The organism is Streptomyces sp. NPDC018000 (assembly GCF_044328025.1).
Taxonomy (GTDB): Bacteria; Actinomycetota; Actinomycetes; order Streptomycetales; family Streptomycetaceae; genus Streptomyces.
On sequence record NZ_JBIRGM010000026.1, the window covers coordinates 39,066 to 57,962 of the forward strand.

Here is an 18,897-nt window from a genome sequence, read left to right on the forward strand (position 1 = left end):
GGCAGGGGGGTAGGCCGATGGGTCTTCTTCCACAAGTGGGGTAGAGAAACTCCTACCCCTGACCTGGACCAATCCCCACCGCTTCACCGGTGTTCACATGCGATCCTTCAGAAGGACGTGGGACTGGGCCGGGTCATGAGTCGGGCCACCCGGAACACCCCGGGACCACAAACCGTGCGCGCCGCGTGACCGCGCACGCGGGGGCGTGTGCGGCCGGGGGACACAGGAGGTTGGGGCAGTTGGACAAGGTTGGGGCCGCACGGTCACCGAAGCGGCGCGGGCTCGCGGAGCGGCTGCGCTGGTGCGCACGGGGGCTGTTGGTCGCCGTGCTCTCCCAGGCCGGCAGCGTCGTCCTGTTGAGCGTCACGGTCATCACCCTGGCCACCCTGGTGGTCGGCATAGGCTTCCTCATCCTGCCGGTCGTCATGATCGCCGTGCGCGGTCTCGCCAACTTCCACCGGCGCACCGCCCGCGAATGGTCGGGCGAGGCCATCGACACCCCCTACCGGCACACCGCCGCGGACGGTGCCCACGACACCGAGGGCACCTTCGCCCACTGCCGTCGACTGCTGTCCGACCCCGCCACCTGGCGGGACATCCTGTGGATGCTGCTCGACGCCCCCGTGGGCCTCGTCCTCGGGCTGCTGCCCGCGGCCTGCGTCGCCTACGGCCTCAACGGCATGTTCGTCACCCCGTTCCTCTGGGAGAGCATGGGCCCGCACTGGGGCTTCGGCGCGACCTGGTTCATCACCGACCAGGGCGACGCCAACCTCGCCATCCCGCAGGGCCTCCTCCTCGTGGCGCTCGGCCTGCTGATCGCGCCGACGCTGGGGCGGCTGCACATCCGCTTCAACCGCGCGCTGCTCGCGCCCACCCGCAACGCCCGCCTCACCCTGCGCGTGGAGCACCTGGCCGAGACCAGGTCGGACGCGGTGGAGGCGCAGGCCGCCGAGCTGCGCAGGATCGAGCGGGACCTGCACGACGGGGCGCAGGCCCGCCTCGTGTCGCTCGGCATGAAACTCGGACTCGCCGACACCCAACTGGAGACCAACCCCGCCCTGGTGCGCCAACTCCTGGCCGACGCAATGGAGTCCAGCAGCCAGGCGCTGAACGAACTGCGCGACCTGGTGCGCGGCATCCACCCGCCGGTGCTCGCCGAGCGCGGGCTCGACGGCGCCGTCAGGGCACTCGCGATGGCCCTGGCCATCCCCGTCGAGGTCTACATCGACATCCCCAGACGGCCCCAGCCGCCGATCGAGTCCGCCGCCTACTTCGTGATCGCGGAGGCGCTCGCCAACGTCACCAAGCACAGCGGCGCGAACCGTGCGAGCATCCGGCTCTGGTACGCCGACGGCAGACTCCGCGCCCAGGTCGGCGACAACGGGCGCGGCGGCGCCAAGGCCGAGGGCGGCAGCGGCCTGCGCGGGCTCCAGCGCCGTCTGGCGGCCTTCGACGGAGAACTCGACATCAGCAGCCCGGTGGGCGGACCGACCCTAGTGACGATGGAGTTCCCGTGCGAGTTGTGATCGCGGAAGACCTGGCACTGCTGCGTGAGGGCCTGGTACAACTGCTCACCGCACACGACTTCGAGGTGATCGAGGCGGTGGACAACGGCCCGGCGATACTGCGGGCCCTGCTCACCCACCGGCCCGACGTGGCCATCGTCGATGTGCGGCTGCCCCCCACCTTCACCGACGAGGGGCTCCAGGCCGCCGTCCAGGCCCGCGCCCAGGTGCCGGGGCTGCCGATCCTGGTGCTGTCTCAGCACGTCGAGCAGATGTACGCACGGGAGTTGCTGTCCGACCAGCACGGCGGCGTCGGCTATCTGCTCAAGGACCGCGTCTTCGACGTGCGCCGCTTCGTCGACATGGTCAAGCAGGTGGCCTCTGGCGGGACCGTGATGGACCCCAAGGTGGTCTCCGAGCTGATGACCAAGCACGACACCGAGACCAGCCCGGTGCACAGCCTGACCGAGCGGGAGCGCGAGGTGCTCGGCCTGATGGCCGAGGGCCGCTCCAACGCGGCTATCGCCGCACGGATGTTCTTCTCCGAGAAGGCGGTCAGCAAGCACACCAACAGCATCTTCTCGAAGCTGGGCCTCGCCGCGTCCGGGGACGACAACCGCCGTGTCCTAGCGGTACTCGCCTACCTGAACGCGGAGGCTCAGCACCCGCCGACGAAGCAGGAGCGGAGCACCCCATGAGCCACGCCGCAGCGGCGTCCATCCAGCCGCCCCCCCGGGCCGGACGAAAGCAGTGGACAGGACTCGCCGTCCTCATCATCGCGGTCCTGCTGGTCTCGCTCGACATGCAGGTCCTGTCCTATGCACTGCCGTTCATCAGCGCCACGCTGGAGCCGAGCAGTGCGCAGCTCCTCTGGATCGTCAACATCTACCCGTTCGTCCTCGCCGGGCTGCTCCTGACGATGGGCGCGCTCGGCGACCGCATAGGCCGCAAGCGGCTGCTGTTGAGCGGCGCCGTCGTCTTCGGCGTGGCCTCCGTGGCGGCGAGCATCGCCTCCAGCCCCTCGATGCTGATCGCGACCCGCGCCCTGCTCGGGCTCGGCGGCGCCACCCTGATGCCGTCCACTCTGTCGCTGATCCGCACCATGTTCCGCGACGACGGGCAGCGCAGGATCGCTATCGCCGTGTGGACCGGAGCGTTCGCCGGCGGGGCCATCCTCGGCCCGCTCCTCGGCGGCGTGCTCCTCGAACACTTCTGGTGGGGCTCGGTCTTTTTGGTCAACCTGCCCGTGATGGTGCTGCTGCTGGTCCTCGGGGCGTTGCTGTTGCCGGAGTCCAGGGCCGAGGAACCCGCCAGGTTCGACCTGTTCAGCGCCGCCCTCTCGCTGGCCGCGGTGCTGCCCGCCGTCTACGGAATCCAGCAGATCGCCGAGGACGGTGTCAGCGCCGTGCCCGTGGCCGCGTTCGCCGTGGGCCTCGCGGTCGGCTGGTACTTCCTCCGGCGCCAGCGCACGCTCGCCGAACCCCTCCTCGACATACGGCTGTTCGACGACCGGGCGTTCAGCGCGTCCATCGCGACGAGCGTGCTCGCCATCTTCTCCCTGGTCGGCTCCGGCCTTTTCACCGCCCAGTATCTCCAAATGGTGCTGGGCTTCGGCCCGTTGAAGGCGGGCCTGTGGGCGCTGCCCGCCGCGGGCGCCGCACTGGTCAGCTCGGGGCTCGCTCCCGTGCTGGTGCGTTTCGTGCGCCCCGCGGTGGTGGTGACCTGCGGCCTGGTGGTCGCGGCGCTCGGGTACGGGGTGCTCGCCCAGATGCACGCCGACTCCGGCGTCGGGATGCTCGCGACCGGCACCGTGGTCATGGCGGCCGGTATCACCCTCGTCATGACCACCACCTCCGACCTGGTGATCGCCACCGCCCCGCCGGAGCGTGCCGGGTCCGTCTCCGGGCTCTCCCAGACCGCCACCGAGTTCGGCGGCGCCTTCGGCATCGCCATCCTCGGCAGCATCGGCACCGCGGTGTACCGGAACGACGTGGCCGGGCGGGTACCGGCGGGGCTGCCGCAGGGCGCCGTAAACTCCGCGAAGGACACCCTCGGCGGCGCCCTGGAGGCATCCCGCCATCTGCCTGCCCGCACCGGCGGCGAACTCCTCGCCGTGACACGGGAGGCCTTCGCCCACGGCCTGCGCGCCGCCTCCTGGACCGCGGTCGGGCTGCTGCTCCTCATGGCGCTGGTCTCGCTGGTCCTGCTGCGGCACGCGCGGGGAGCGTCCCCCGAGACGGCTGAGGCGCCCGCCGTGGCAGGCGCGGACGGCGAGATCCCGGCGGTACGCGGGCGGGGCTGAGCCCGGTACGTGACGAAGGAGGCCGGCCACCGTTTCCGCGGTGGCCGGCCTCCTTCATCGTCTGCCGCTGTGCAGTTGTGGGTACGGCCGGCCGGTCCCGGGGTGACCCCGGTCCCGGCCGACTCACCGGCGCCGGCCGGTGCGAGCCGTGTCAGTCGGCATCCAGCTCGCTGTCGAGGATGTCGAACAGCTCGTCCGCGGAGACCGACTCCAGTTCCGCCCGGTCGTCTTCGAGCGTGCGCTCGTCGCCCGGCCCGGCCATCTCGCTCCACTGAGCCACCAGCGCCCGCAGCCGGGCCGCGACCCTGGTGTGCGCGGCCTCGTCGGGCACGGCCGCGCTCATCGCGGCCTCAAGGCCTGCCAGTTCGGCCTCCAGGGCCTCCAGGGGCGACGCCGCGGCCCCGTCCCCGACCAGCTCGGCCCGCAGGTGATGGGCCGCGGCCAGCGGAGTCGGGTGGTCGTAGATCAGCGTGGACGGCAGCCGCAGCCCGCTCACGCCGCCCAGCCGGTTGCGCAGTTCGAGCGCCATCAGCGAGTCGAAGCCCAGCTCCACGAAGCCACGCATCGGATCGACGTCCTGGGCCCGCGCGTGGCCCAGCACCTCCGCCGTGTGCCCGCGCACCAGGTTCAGCAGGGTGCGTTGCTGCTCCTCGGGTGCCATGCGCGCCAACCGGCCCGCGAGTTCGGCGCCCAAGGCCCCGTCCTCCGTACTGTCACCGCCACGGGCCACGGCCCTGCGGGCGGGCGCCCCGGGCAGTGCGCGCAGTATCGCGGGCACACCCTCGGCGCCCTGGCCGGTGGCGGCGCGGGTGACGTCGAGCGCCATGGGGAGCAGCACCGCGCGGCCCGGGGTGCCCCCGGCAAGCGCCGCGTCGAACTGCGCCAGGCCCTCGTCCTCCAAGAGTGCCCGTATCCCGGAGCGCTCCATCCGCCGCACGTCGGCCTCGGCGAGCCGGCCGCCCATCCCCGTGCCCGCACTCCACAGGCCCCAGGCCAGCGAGAGCCCGGCCAGGCCCTGGGCCCTCCGGTGCTGTGCCAGGGCGTCGAGGAAGGCGTTGGCCGCGGCGTAGTTGGACTGCCCGGCCGCGCCGAGTGTGCCCGCCGCGGACGAGAACACCACGAACGCCGCGAGATCCGCGTCCGCCGTCAACCGGTGCAGGTTCAGCGCCGCGTCCACCTTGGGCCGCAGCACGGTCTCGAACCGCTCGGGCGTCTGCGAGTCCAGCGTCGCGTCGTCGAGGACTCCCGCGGTGTGGATGACACCGGTCAGCGGGTGTGCGGCCGGAATCCCGGCGAGCGCGGCCCTCAGCGCGCCCTCGTCGGCCGCGTCACAGGCCACGATGTCGACACTCGCGCCGAACTCGGTGAGCTGGGCGGCGAGTTTGTCGGCCCCGTCGGCGGCCGGGCCGCGACGGCTGAGCAGCAGGAGATGCCGTACGCCGTGCTCCGTGACGAGGTGACGCGCGAGTACCCGGCCGAGCCCGCCGGTGCCGCCGGTGACCAACACGGTGCCTTCCGGCGCCAGTCGGACCTTCCGGGTCTCCGTTTCCGTGCCGTCCGCTCCGTCGGCGGCGGCCGTGACCCGTGCGAGCCGGGGGGCGAGCGCGGTGCCGTCGCGCAGGGCGACCTCGGGTTCGCCGCCGGTCGCCGCCGCGGCGGCGGGCAGGGACTTCCAGGACTCCGGCGTGCCGTCCACGTCCACCAGCGCCACCCGGCCCGGGTGCTCCTCGCGCACGGCGCGCACGAGGCCCCACACCGCGGAGCCCGCGAGGTCGAGCACGTCCTCGGCCCCGCCGCCGGGGCGGGGCGCGGACACGGCCCGCCGGGTGACGACGACGATTCGGGTGTCGGTGAACCGCTCGTCCACGAGCCACCGCTGGAGCAGCGACAGCACACGCCCGGTCGCGGTCCGCACTGCCGTGGCGGTCCTCGCGGACACCGGGACCGGCTCGGAGCCGGACGGTGCCGTGTCGGGTCCCTCGTCACCGTGGAGCACCACGATCGCGGGTATGTCGGCAGGCAGTTGGGCCTCGGCGTCCGCCCCCCAGGCATCCGCCGCGGTGTGCGCGCCGGACGGCCGTACGGTGAGGAGCGCCGCCGCCGGGTCGCTCACCGAGGAGAGCGGCACGGGTGTCCAGTCGACGCCGAACAGCGGCTGCTGACCGGCCCCGGCGCTCGGAAGCTGCTCGGCGGTGATGGCGCGCAGCAGGAGCGACCCCACGGACACCACGGACTCGCCCCTCGCGTCCGCCGCGACGACGGACAGCGCGTTCTCCGCGGTACGGGTGATCCGCACCCGCAGCCGGGTCGCCCCGGACGCGTGCAGGTTCACGCCCCGCCACGCGAACGGCAGCAGCATGCCCGACTGCTCGCCGCCGCTCTCGAAGCCCCCGAGGTCGGAGGCGTGGAGCGCGGCGTCGAGGAGCGCCGGGTGCAGCCCGAAGGCGGTTACGTCGCCGTGCGCCTCGTCGGGGAGGGTGACTTCGGCGTAGACGTGGTCGCCGTCGCTCCAGGCGGCGGTGAGGCCCTGGAAGGTGGGGCCGTAGTGGTAGCCCTGGTCGGCCAACTCCTCGTAGGTGTGGTCGAGGGGGACCGGCTGGGCGTCGGGCGGCGGCCAGGCGGTGAGCGCGGGGCCGGGGGCGGTGGGTTGGGGTGTGAGGGTGCCTTCGGCGTGCTGGGTCCAGGGTGCGTCGGCGGCCTGGAGCCGGGAGTGGATGGTGAGGGTGCGGCGCCGCTCGTTGTCCGGGGCGCCCACGGTGACCTGAAGGTCGAGGCTCTGGTCCTCCGGAAGTGCGAGCGGCGCTTGAAGGGTGAGTTCTTCCAGGTGGGGGGTGCCGGTGTGGTCCCCCGCGTGGATGGCGAGTTCCACCAGCGCGGTCCCGGGCAGTAGCACCGTGCCCATGATGCGGTGGTCGGCCAGCCAGGGGTGGGTGTGGGCGCTGAGGGAGCCGGTGAGGATGGTCTCCTCGGTCCCCGCGCGCTGGAGCACGGCCCGCAGCAGGGGGTGCTCGGCGGAGACCTGCCCCAGGGCGGTGACATCGCCGAGTTCGGGGGTGGTCTCCAGCCAGTAGCGCCGGTGTTGGAAGGGGTAGGTGGGCAGGTCGACCGGGCGGGCCTGGTCGTGGGTGTGGAGGGTGGTCCAGTCGATGGTGTGGCCGTGGGCCCAGAGTCGGGCCAGGGCGGTGAGGGCTTCGGGTTGTTCGGGCCTGTTCCGGCGCTGGAGGGGGATGGTCTGGGCGTCGGTGTCCTCGGGGAGGGCGTCGGTGGCCATGGCGGTGAGGACGGCGTCGGGGCCGATCTCCAGGAAGGTGGTGACCCCGTCCTCGGTCAGGGCCCGTATCCCGTCGGCGAAGCGGACCGCTTCCCGTACGTGCCTGACCCAGTACCGGGGCGAGGTGAGGTCGGCGGGGGTGGCGAGTTGCCCGGTGACGTTGGAGACGACGGGCAGCGTGGGCTCGTGGAAGGTGAGGCCGTTCACCACGCGTTCGAACTCGTCGAGCATGGGGTCCATCAGGGGTGAGTGGAAGGCGTGGGAGACCTTGAGGCGGGAGGTCTTGCCGCCCTTGGCCTTTACGGCCTCGACGACCGCCTCCACCGAGGCGGCAGTACCGGAAACGACCACGGAGCGGGGGCCGTTGACGGCGGCGATCGCCGCGTCGTCCACCCCGTCCAGCAGTTCGTGTACGTCGTCCTCCGTGGCCTGGACGGCGGCCATCACGCCACCGGCCGGGAGGGCCTGCATCAAACGGCCCCGGGCCGCCACCAGCGCGGCCGCGTCCGCGAGGGAGAACACGCCGGCCACGCAGGCGGCACTGATCTCGCCGATGGAGTGTCCGGCCAGCACGTCCGGGCGCACGCCCCACGAGGCGACGAGCCGGAACAGAGCCACCTCGACGGCGAACAGGGCGGGCTGCGCGTACTCGGTGCGGTCCAGCAGAGCGGCCTCGTCCGAGCCCTCCGCCGCGAACACCACGTCCCTCAGAGGCCGCGGGAGCAACGGGTCGAGGTGCGAACACACCTCATCCAAAGCATCCGCGAACACGGGGAAGGCTCCGGCGAGTTCACGCCCCATACCGATGCGCTGGGCGCCCTGACCGGTGAACAGGAACGCCAACCGGCCCTTGACCGCGGTCCCTTCGACCAGGCTCGTCGTGGTCTCACCGGCCGCCAGGGCCCGCAGGCCCGCGATCGCATCGTCGCGGCCGGTGCCGAGGACGACCGCGCGGCGCTCAAGCTGCGCACGCTTGGTCGTGAGCGCCACGGCCACGTCCACCGGGTGGGGGGCGTTCTCGCCGTCCAGCAGCTCGGCCAGGGCCTGCGCCTTGGCACGGAGCGCCGCCGGGCTCGCGGCGGACACCGGGAGCAGCACGGGGCCTGAGGGGGCGGGGTGCTCGGCGGGGGTGTCCTGAGGGGGTTCCGGAGCCGGTGCCTGTTCCAGGATGACGTGAGCGTTGGTGCCGCTGATCCCGAAGGAGGACACGCCGGCCCTGCGTGGCTCCTCGCCGCTCCAGGGCACGGCCTCGGTCAGCAGTTCCACCTGACCGGCCGTCCAGTCCACATGGGGCGTCGGCTCGTCCACGTGCAGGGTCTTGGGCAGTACGCCGTGACGCATGGCCATGACCATCTTGATGATTCCGGCGACACCGGCGGCGGCCTGGGTGTGGCCCAGGTTCGACTTGACGGAGCCCAGCCACAGCGGGTTGTCGGCAGGGCGGTCCTTGCCGTAGGCGGCGATCAGGGCCTGCGCCTCGATCGGGTCGCCCAGGACCGTGCCGGTGCCGTGCGCCTCCACCGCGTGGATGTCGGTGGGGGAAAGGTGGGCGTTGCTCAGCGCCTGGTTGATGACGCGCTGCTGGGACGGGCCGTTGGGGGCGGTGAGGCCGTTGCTGGCGCCGTCCTGGTTGACGGCGGAGCCGCGAACCACCGCGAGCACGGGGTGGCCGTTGCGCTGGGCGTCCGACAGGCGCTCCACCACCAGCACGCCGATGCCCTCGGAGAGACTGGTGCCGTTCGCCGCCCCCGCGAACGCCTTCGCCCTGCCATCGGACGCGAGGTTGTGCGCCCGGCTGAAGTCGATGAACGTCTCGGGTGTGAACATCACCGACACACCGCCCGCGAGCGCCAGTTGGCATTCGCCGTTACGCAGCGCCTGCACGGCCAGGTGCAGCGCCACCAGCGACGACGAGCACGCGGTGTCGACGCTCACGGCAGGGCCTTCGAGGCCGAGGGTGTACGAGACGCGGCCGGAGGCGACGCTGCCCAGGCTGCCGTTGCCGAGGTAGGTTTCCACGCCCTCGGGGACGGGGGAGTTGCCGAGGCGCGAGGCGTAGTCGTGGTACATGATGCCGGTGAACACGCCGGTGCTGCTGCCGCGCAGGGCGTGCGGGTCGAGCCCCGCGCGCTCCAGCGCCTCCCACGACGCCTCCAGGAGAAGGCGCTGCTGGGGGTCGGTGGCGAGCGCCTCGCGGGGGGAGATGCCGAAGAACTCGGCGTCGAAGTCCGCCGCGTCGTAGAGGAAGCCGCCCTCGCTCGTGTGGCTGGTGTTCGGCCGCACCCCGCTGGTGTCGCAGATCTCCGCGATGTGCCAGCCGCGGTCCTCGGGGAAGGCCGAGATCCCGTCGCGGCCCTCGGCCAGCAGCTCCCACAGCCCTTCCGGGCTGGTGACGCCGCCGGGGAAGCGGCAGCTCATGCCGACGATCGCGATGGGCTCGTCGGGGACCGTACCGGCCAGGGCCACCGGGGCCGCGCCCTCGGGTTCGTCGGCGCCGCCGAGTTCGGTGCGCAGGAACTCCGCCAGGGCGACCGGCGTCGGGTGGTCGAAGACCAGGGTGACCGGCAGCCTGATGCCGACGGCCGCGCCCAGCCGGTTGCGCAGCGCCACGGAGGCGAGCGAGTCGAAGCCCAGGTCCTTGAAGGCGCGGTCCGGGTCGACGGCCTCCACGCCCTCGTGCCCGAGGATGCCCGCGACCTGGGTGCGTACCAGGTCGAGCAGCAGACGGCGGCGCTCGGGCACCGTCATCCGCAGCAGCCGATGGGCCGGCGTGTCGTCGCCGTCCGCCGCGGCGGACGCCACCGCGCGTCGCGCCACGGGCCGCACCAGACCGCTCAGCAGGGGCGGCAGGGTGCCCGGGCGGTTGCGCAGCGCCTTGAGGTCGAGCCGGATCGGCAGCAGCACCGGGGCCTCGTCCGAGACCGCGCTGTCGAAGAGGGCGGCGCCCTCCTCCCCGGACAGGCCCCGCACACCCGACTGCGCCATCTGCTCGACGTCCGACTCGGTCAGATGGGTCGTCATGTTGGACTTCTGCGCCCACAGGCCCCAGCCGAGGGAGAGAGCCGGTAGCCCTGTGGCCTTGCGGTGGTGGGCGAGGGCGTCGAGGAAGGCGTTGGCTGCGGCGTAGTTGGCCTGTCCTGTGCCGTCGAGGGTGGCGGCGGCGCTGGAGTAGAGGATGAAGTGGGTGAGGTCGAGGTGGGTGGTGGCGTGGTGGAGGTGCCAGGCGGCGTCTGCTTTGGGGGTGAGTGTGGTGTCGAGGTGGGTGGGGGTTTGGTTGGTGAGGGTGGCGTCGTTGAGGGTGCCTGCGGTGTGGATGACGCCCTTGAGGTGGGGGAGGGTGCCGACCAGTTCCGTGACCTGGGTGGGGTTGCCGACGTCGCAGGTGTGGAGGGTGATGTTGGCGCCGAGGTCGGTGAGGTGTTGGGTGAGGTGGGCCGCGTTGGGTGCGGTGGGGCCCTTGCGGCTGGCGAGGGCGAGGTTCTTCACGCCGTGCTGGGTGACGAGGTGTTCGGCGATGAGGGTGGCGAGTCCGCCGGTGCCGCCGGTGATGAGGAGGGTGTCCTCCGGGCCCCACGCCTCGAAACCGGTCTCGGCCGTGGTGTCCGGCGTCGCGCGTACGAGCCGGGACACGTGGGCGACGCCGCCGCGCAGCGCGAGTTCGGGCTCGCCGCCCGTCAGCGCCGTGGCGGCGAGCCGCCGTGCGGACTCGGGTGTGCCGTCCGTGTCGACCAGCACGAAGCAGTCCGGCGTCTCGGCCTGCGCCGCGCGTACGAGCCCCCACACCGACGCGCCGACCAGGTCCACCGGCAACCCCCCGGGGCCCACGGCGCCCTGGGTGACCACGGCGAGACGGGACGACACCGGGCGGTCCTCGGACAGCCACCCCTGGAGCGCGACCAGCACGGTGCCGAGGGCGCCACGCAGCAGCTCCGGCACCCGCTCGGCGTCCGTCACGTCGACCGGCGGGACCGGGAGGACCAGCAGCTCCGGCGCGGCGTCGGCGCCCGCGGGCTCGCCCGCCGGAAGCAGCGCGGCGTGAGCGGCGGGGTCCGTGGCGTCGTGGCCGGGCAACAGGGACCAGGGGGTCTCGGGGGCGGAAGAGGCGTCGTCGGGCTTCGGCTGCCACTCGACCCGGAACAGCGAGTCGCGGTGCGGAGCCGGCGCGGTCGACAGGCCGTCGAGCGCGACCGGGCGCAGGATCAGCGCGTCGACGGACGCCACCGGCGCGCCCGCCGGGTCGAACAGGCTCAGGCTCAGCGCGTCGTCCCCGGCCGGTGCGACCCGCACCCGAAGCGCCGCGGCACCCACGGCCCGCAGGCTCACCCCGCTCCAGCTGAAGGGCAGCCGGATCTGCTCGGCGGCGCCCGATGCGGCGACGGTGTCGAAGGGACCGAGGCCCGCCGCGTGCAGGGCCGCGTCGAGGAGCGCGGGGTGCAGGCCGAACCTGCCGGCCTCGGCGCGGGCGTCCTCGGCCAGGGCGACCTCGGCGAACACCTCGTCACCGCGCTGCCAGGCGGCGGTCAGGCCCTGGAAGACCGGGCCGTAGCCGTAGCCCTCGTCCGCCAGCCGCTCATAGAGGTCCGTCACATCGAGCGCGGTGGCGCCTTCCGGCGGCCACGGGGCCGAGACGTCCGCGGGCTCGGGTCGCGTCGACTCGGGGACCAGGAAGCCGGTGGCGTGCCCCGTCCACCCCGTCTCGTCGTCGCCGCCGTCCGGATCGGCGTCGGCCGGTGGGCGCGAGTGGATCGCCACCGGGCGCCGACCGTCCTCGTCGGGCACGCTCACGAACACCTGGAGCTGGACGCCGCCCTTCTCCGGCAGCAACAGTGGTGCGGTCAGGGTGAGTTCGTCGACGCGGCCGCAGCCCACCTGGTCACCGGCGCGGATGGCGAGTTCCACCAGCGCCGTGCCCGGCAGCAGCACCGCGCCACCGGCGGCGTGGTCGGCCAGCCACGGGTGGGTGTCGAGACCGATCCGGCCCGTCAGCAGCGCGCCGTCGGCGTCGGCGAGGCCGATCACGGCGCCCAGCAGGGGGTGGTCGGCGCCGTCGAGCCCGGCCGAGGCCACGTCGGAGCCGCCCGCGTCCGGGCGCGGCCAGTACGAGCGGCGCTGGAACGGGTAGGTGGGCAGGTCCACCCACGACGGCTCGTACGGCGCGAACGTCGACTCCCAGTCCACGCTCACTCCGCGCGCCCACGCCTCCCCCAGCGAGAGGTAGAAGCGGTCCATTCCGCCGTGGTGCCTGCGCAGCGAACCCAGCGCGGCGGCGGGCCGCCCGGCGGCCTCCCCGGTCTCCTCGACGCCCATCGACAGCACCGGGTGCGGGCTCGCCTCGATGAAGACGGTGTGTCCCTTGGCCAGCAGTGCCCGAGTGGTCTCCTCGAAGCGCACCGTCTGGCGCAGGTTGCGGTACCAGTACGCGGCGTCGAGCCCACTGGTGTCGATGACGGACGCGGTCACCGTCGAGTAGAACGGGATGCGCGAGGCGCGCGGGGTGATGCCCGCGAGGACGTCGAGCAACTCGTCCTCGATGGCCTCCACATGGGCGCAGTGTGAGGCGTAGTCCACCGGGATCTTCCGCGCCCACACGTCGTCCGCCCGGAGTTCGGCGAGCAGTTCGTCGAGCGCTTCGGAGTCACCCGATACGGCCACCGAGCCCGAGCCGTTGATCGCGGCCAGGGACAGCCGCCCGTTCCAGCGGCGTAACCGCTCCTCGACCCGGTCGGCGGGCGAGGACACCGACATCATGCCGCCGGGGCCCGTCAGCCGTCGCGCGATGGCCTGGCTGCGCAGGGTCACCACCCGGGCGGCGTCCTCCAGGGAGAGGGCGCCCGCGACACACGCCGCGGCGATCTCGCCCTGCGAGTGGCCGACGACGGCGGCGGGCCGCACCCCGTGGGAGCGCCACAGCTCGGCCAGCGACACCATCACGGAGAACAGCACGGGCTGCACCACGTCGACGCGCTCCAGGGTGGGCGCGTCGGGATCGCCGCGCAGCACGGCCAGCAGGTCCCAGTCGGTGTACGCGCTCAGCGCCTCCGCGCACTCGCGGATGCGCTGAGCGAACACCGGTGCCGAGTCCAGGAGTTCGAGCGCCATCCCGGCCCACTGCGAGCCCTGCCCGGGAAAGACGAAGGCCACCTTGGCCCGGCTCCCGGCCGTGCCGCTCGCCAGGTTGTCGGGGGTGTCGCCCGCCGCGGTGGACCGCAGCCCCGCGAGCAGCCCGTCCCTGTCGCCCGCGACCAGCACGGCCCGGTGCTCCAGCGCGGCGCGGGTGGTGGCCAGCGAGTGGCCGAGGTCGGCGAGGCGGAGACCGAGGTCGCCCGCGACCAGCTCGGCGAGCCGCCCCGCCTGCTCGCGCAGCGCCGCCTTGCTCTTCGCGGTGAGGAGGTACGGCTGCGCGGTCACGGTGTCCGGCTCGGCGGACGGGGCCGCCTCGGCCTCCGGCGTCTGCTCGATGATCACGTGCGCGTTGGTGCCGCTGAGCCCGAAGGACGAGACCGCGGCGCGGCGCGGGCGGTCGCGCTCCCACGGCAGCGGCTCGGTGAGCAGCCGTACGGAACCGTCCTCCCAGTCCACCTTGGAGGAGGGGGTGTCCACGTGCAGGGTCCTCGGCAGCACCCCGTGCCGCAGCGCCATGACCATCTTGATCACCCCGGCCACGCCGGCGGCGGCCTGGGTGTGCCCTATGTTCGACTTGACCGAGCCGAGCCACAGAGGATCGTCCGCGGGACGGTCCTTGCCGTACGTGGCGATGAGTGCCTGGGCCTCGATGGGGTCACCGAGGACGGTGCCGGTGCCATGGGCCTCCACGACGTCGACGTCCGCAGTGGCGAGACCCGCGTCGGTCAGCGCCTGGCGGATCACCCGCTGCTGCGAGGGCCCGTTCGGCGCGGTCAGGCCGTTGCTCGCGCCGTCCTGGTTCAGTGCCGAGCCCCGCACCACCGCGAGGATGCGGCGGCCGTTGCGGCGCGCGTCCGACAGCTTCTCCAGGACGAGCATGCCGACGCCCTCGCCCCAGCCCGTACCGGCGGCGGAGTCGGCGAAGGACCGGCAGCGGCCGTCGCGCGCGAGCCCACGCTGACGGCTGAACTCCACGAACGTACGGGCCGTGGACATCACGGTGACACCGCCCGCGAGCGCGAGACCGCACTCGCCCTTGCGCAGCGCCTGCACCGCCAGGTGCAGCGCCACCAGCGACGACGAGCAGGCCGTGTCGATCGACAGGGAGGGCCCTTCGAGCCCCAGCGTGTAGGAGACGCGGCCCGAGACGATGCTGCCGTCGGTGCCGGTGACCATGAACCCCTCGGCGCCCTCCGGCACCGTGCCCACCCGCACCGGGTAGTCCGTGGCCATCACACCCGCGTACACACCGGTCCTGGTGCCCGCGAGGGACTGCGGATCGATCCCGGCACGCTCGAACGCCTCCCAGGACACCTCGAGAAGCAGCCGTTGCTGGGGGTCGGTGGCGGTGGCCTCGTGCGGGCTCATTCCGAAGAACGCCGCGTCGAACTCCGGCGCCCGGTGCAGGAACCCGCCCTGCCCGGTGTAACTGGTGTGCGGCCGGATGCCCTCCGGGTCGACCATCCTGTCGAGGTCCCAGCCCCGGTTGCCGGGGAAGCCGGTGATGGCATCGGTGCCCGAGTCGATGAGCGACCACAGGTCCTCCGGGGACTCCACGTCCCCCGGGAAGCGGCAGCTCATGCCCACGATCGCCACCGGCTCGGCGGCGGCGGCCGTGGCCTCGTCATAACGCCGGCGCAGCCGCTCGTTCTCCAGCAGCGATGCGCGCAGCGCCTCGGCGATCTTCTGCACGGGTGTGTCCACGGTCGTCACTCGCATTCCTGCTCGCTCGTATGACTTGAGTCGATTACGACGGGGCAGGGGCCCCCGTCCCGGTCACTGGGGCTGTTCTGAGTCGCTGCGCTCGAATGCCTCGCGTACGAGATCGTCGATGTCCATCGCCAGGATCGCGTCGCTCTGGTCTTCCTCGCCGCCGTGCCCGGCGGCGGCTTCCGAACCGTCCGCCGCCACCGCGCTGTCCGCCGGGGATCCGGCCGAAGCCAGAGCGAGCAGCGCGTCGAGCAGCCCCGCCTCCCTGACCCGGGCCAGCGGCACCGAGGCGATGATCTGCCGCAGTGTGTCCTCGTCCGCCTCCGCGGCCCCCCGCGCCTCGGCCGCCGCGAACTCAGCGCTCGCGGTGATCTCTTCGACCGCGGGCAGCAGTTCCTCCAGCAGGTACTTCGCCAGGGCCTGCGGTGTCGGATAGTCGAAGATCAGCGTGGCGGACAGCCGCTGCCCCGTCGTCTTCTTCAGCCGGTTGCGCAGTTCCACCGCGGTGAGCGAGTCGAACCCGGAGTCCTGGAACGCCCGCGCCGGGTCGAGCGTGGAGGCGTCGGCGTGCCCGAGCACCGCGGCCACCTCGACGCAGATCATGTCTTCGAGCAGCCGCAGCCGTTCGTCCCCGTCCAGCGGCGCCAGCCGCTGTTCGAGCGTCGCGGGACCGACGGGAGCGGCCTGCTCCGCGGTGTGCGCGGTGGGCCTGGCCGCCGCGGGGGTGACCGCCTGGTGGAGGTTGTCGGTGAGGGGTGGTGTGGGGTGCTGGGGGTTGACCTTGATGGGAAGGAGCGTGGGATGAGGGGTGGCAAGGGCGGTGTCGAACAGGGTGAGGTTCTGGGCGGTGGTCAGGGGCATCAGGGGGCCGTTGCTCAGCCGCTCCAGGTCGCTCCTGGTGAGGGTGGCGGCCATGCCCTGACCGGTGTTCCACAGGCCCCAGCCGAGGGAGAGAGCCGGTAGTCCTGCGGCCTTGCGGTGGTGGGCGAGGGCGTCGAGGAAGGCGTTGGCTGCGGCGTAGTTGGCCTGTCCTGTGCCGTCGAGGGTGGCGGCGGCGCTGGAGTAGAGGATGAAGTGGGTGAGGTCGAGGTGGGTGGTGGCGTGGTGGAGGTGCCAGGCGGCGTCTGCTTTGGGGGTGAGTGTGGTGTCGAGGTGGGTGGGGGTTTGGTTGGTGAGGGTGGCGTCGTTGAGGGTGCCTGCGGTGTGGATGACGCCCTTGAGGTGGGGGAGGGTGCCGACCAGTTCCGTGACCTGGGTGGGGTTGCCGACGTCGCAGGTGTGGAGGGTGATGTTGGCGCCGAGGTCGGTGAGGTGTTGGGTGAGGTGGGCCGCGTTGGGTGCGGTGGGGCCCTTGCGGCTGGCGAGGGCGAGGTTCTTCACGCCGTGCTGGGTGACGAGGTGTTCGGCGATGAGGGTGGCGAGTCCGCCGGTGCCGCCGGTGATGAGGAGGGTGTCCTCCGGGCCCCACGCCTCGAAACCGGTCTCGGGCGCCTCGGCCGGGGCGGCCTCCGCCAGCCGGGCCGCGTACACGCGGTCCGACGTGATGGACACCCACGGCTCACCACTGGCAACCGCGGCGGGGAAGTGGTGGAGCGACGCCTCCGCGCCGCCCCAGCCCGCCAGCACGAAACAGCCCGGGTTCTCCTCCTGGGCCGCACGGACCAGGCCCCCGACCGCCGCGTCGACCAGGCCGGCAGGGCCGCCCGTCCCCTGGGTCACGACGACCAGCCGGGACGACGAAAGCCGCTCCTCGGCCAGCCATTGCTGGAGCGTGCCCAGCACATCGCCCAGGACCGTACGCAGCCGCTCGGGCAGCGTCGCCTTGCCGTCCGGGTCCGCCGTGTCGAACTCGACGGCCGGGCACGGCAGCAGCACCACCTGGGGCACCGTGTCCCCGAGCGAGGCCAGGTCCTGGCACGCCCTCAAGCCCGTCCAGGACCACTTGTCCGCCTCGGGGCCGAGCACCACCCAGTCGCCGGGGGCCTCCTCGACCCCGGACGTCGCGACCGGGACCCACTCCACGTGGTACAGCGGCAGCGAACCGTCGCGCGCCGCCGCGATCTGCTCGGCCGACACCGGACGCGCCGCCATCGAGCGCACGGTCGCCACCGGCGCGCCCGCCAGGTCGGCCAGGTCGAGCGACACCGTCTCCGCGTTGCCGCCGACCGCCGAGAGCCTGACCCGCAGCGCGGTCGCCCCCGAGGCGTGCAGCGACACGTCGCTCCACGCGAACGGCAGGCTCGCACCGCGCCCCGGCTCCCTGGTGTCCCCGCCCAGCAGTTCGCTCGCGTGCAGGGCGGCGTCCAGGAGTGCCGGGTGGAGGCCGAAGGCACCGGCGGTGCCGTGCGCGTCCTCCGGCAGGACCACCTCGGCGAAGATCTCTCCGCCGCGCCGCCAGGCGGCACGCAGGCCCCGGAAGACCGGGCCGTACTCGAGCCCTTCGGCGGACAGCGTCTCGTAGAGCCCGCCCACGTCGACGAAGGTGGCGCCCTCCGGCGGCCACACCCCGAGATCGGCCCCGCCGCGCGACGCTCCCGTGCAGGCGGCGAGGGAGCCACTGGCGTGCTTGGTCCAGGCGTCCGGCGCGGCGTCCAGGACCCGCGAGTACACGCTGACCGCGCGCCGCCCCGACTCGTCCGGCTCACCCACGGTCACACGCAGGTCCCGGGCGACGCCCTGGGGCAGGACGAGCGGCGCTTCGAGGGTGAGCTCCTCCAGCAGCCCGCAGCCCACATGGTCGCCCGCCTGCAACGCGAGTTCGACGAGCGCGGTCCCGGGCAGGATCGCGGTGCCCATGACGACGTGGTCGGCAAGCCAGGCGTGGGTCTGGAGGCCGATCCGCCCCGTCAGCACCACACCGCTCGACTCCGGCAGGGTGATCGCCGCACCGAGGAGCGGGTGCTCCGCGGCGGCCAGACCCGCGCGGGCCACGTCGGCCTGCTCGGCCACTGCGTTGATCCAGTAGTGCTGGTGCTGGAAGGGGTAGGTGGGCAGGTCGACCGGGCGGGCCTGGCCGTCGGTGTGGAGGGTGGTCCAGTCGATGGTGTGGCCGTGGGCCCAGAGTCGGGCCAGGGCGGTGAGGGCTTCGGGTTGTTCGGGCCTGTTCCGGCGCTGGAGGGGGATGGTCTGGGCGTCGGTGTCCTCGGGGAGGGCGTCGGTGGCCATGGCGGTGAGGACGGCGTCGGGGCCGATCTCCAGGAAGGTGGTGACCCCGTCCTCGGTCAGGGCCCGTATCCCGTCGGCGAAGCGGACCGCTTCCCGTACGTGCCTGACCCAGTACCGGGGCGAGGTGAGGTCGGCGGGGGTGGCGAGTTGCCCGGTGACGTTGGAGACGACGGGGAGGGTGGGCTCGTGGAAGGTGAGGCCGTTCACCACGCGTTCGAACTCGTCGAGCATGGGGTCCATCAGGGGTGAGTGGAAGGCGTGGGAGACCTTCAGGCGGGAGGTCTTGCCGCCCTTGGCCTTCACGGCCTCGACGACCGCCTCCACCGAGGCGGCAGTACCGGAAACGACCACGGAGCGGGGGCCGTTGACGGCGGCGATCGCCGCGTCGTCCACCCCGTCCAGCAGTTCGTGTACGTCGTCCTCCGTGGCCTGGACGGCGGCCATCACGCCACCGGCCGGGAGGGCCTGCATCAGCCGTCCCCGGGCCGCCACCAGGGCGGCCGCGTCCGCGAGGGAGAGCACGCCGGCGGCGTGAGCGGCACTGATCTCGCCGATGGAGTGTCCGGCCAGCACGTCCGGGCGCACGCCCCACGAGGCGACGAGCCGGAACAGGGCCACCTCGATGGCGAACAGGGCAGGCTGTGCGTACTCGGTGCGGTCCAGCAGGGCGGCCTCGTCCGAGCCCTCCGCCGCGAACACCACGTCCCTCAGCGGCCGCGGGAGCAGCGGGTCGAGGTGCGAACACACCTCGTCCAGGGCCTGGGCGAACACGGGGAAGGCTCCGGCGAGTTCACGCCCCATACCGACGCGCTGGGCGCCCT

Annotated in this window: 5 protein-coding genes; 3 read left to right on the forward strand and 2 right to left on the reverse strand. The window is 73.0% G+C overall.

From position 1 onward, the window contains the following. The first annotated feature begins 239 nt into the window (after positions 1-239). Genes ACH4EW_RS29335 through ACH4EW_RS29345 form a run of 3 tightly spaced genes read left to right on the forward strand, consistent with a single transcriptional unit; the run spans position 240 to position 3,807 of the window. The gene (locus ACH4EW_RS29335) at positions 240-1,526 is read left to right on the forward strand and encodes a sensor histidine kinase (RefSeq protein WP_398262043.1); all 1,287 of its coding nucleotides are present in this window, start codon (positions 240-242) and stop codon (positions 1,524-1,526) included. Then, positions 1,514-2,203 (forward strand): response regulator, encoded by a 690-nt coding sequence (locus ACH4EW_RS29340; RefSeq protein WP_398262045.1) that lies wholly within the window; start codon positions 1,514-1,516, stop codon positions 2,201-2,203. Before ACH4EW_RS29335 ends, ACH4EW_RS29340 begins: the two co-directional genes overlap by 13 nt. Then, a complete protein-coding gene (locus ACH4EW_RS29345; protein WP_398262047.1) occupies positions 2,200-3,807 on the forward strand; it encodes an MFS transporter in 1,608 nt (535 codons plus the stop codon). The genes ACH4EW_RS29340 and ACH4EW_RS29345 overlap by 4 nt, the downstream gene beginning before the upstream one ends. 151 nt (positions 3,808-3,958) lie before the next feature. On the opposite strand, the gene ACH4EW_RS29350 is transcribed toward ACH4EW_RS29345, so the two are convergent. Beyond that, a complete protein-coding gene (locus ACH4EW_RS29350) occupies positions 3,959-14,905 on the reverse strand; it encodes a type I polyketide synthase (RefSeq protein ID WP_398262057.1) in 10,947 nt (3,648 codons plus the stop codon). 72 nt (positions 14,906-14,977) lie between these two features. After that, positions 14,978-18,897 (reverse strand): SDR family NAD(P)-dependent oxidoreductase (locus ACH4EW_RS29355; RefSeq protein ID WP_398262049.1); only part of this gene is annotated, 3,920 nt, incomplete at its 5' end.

Excerpts from the sequence above, each read along its gene's own strand:
- ACH4EW_RS29345 (WP_398262047.1), top strand. The coding sequence starts at position 2,200 with ATGAGCCACGCCGCAGCGGCGTCCATCCAGCCGCCCCCCCGGGCCGGA.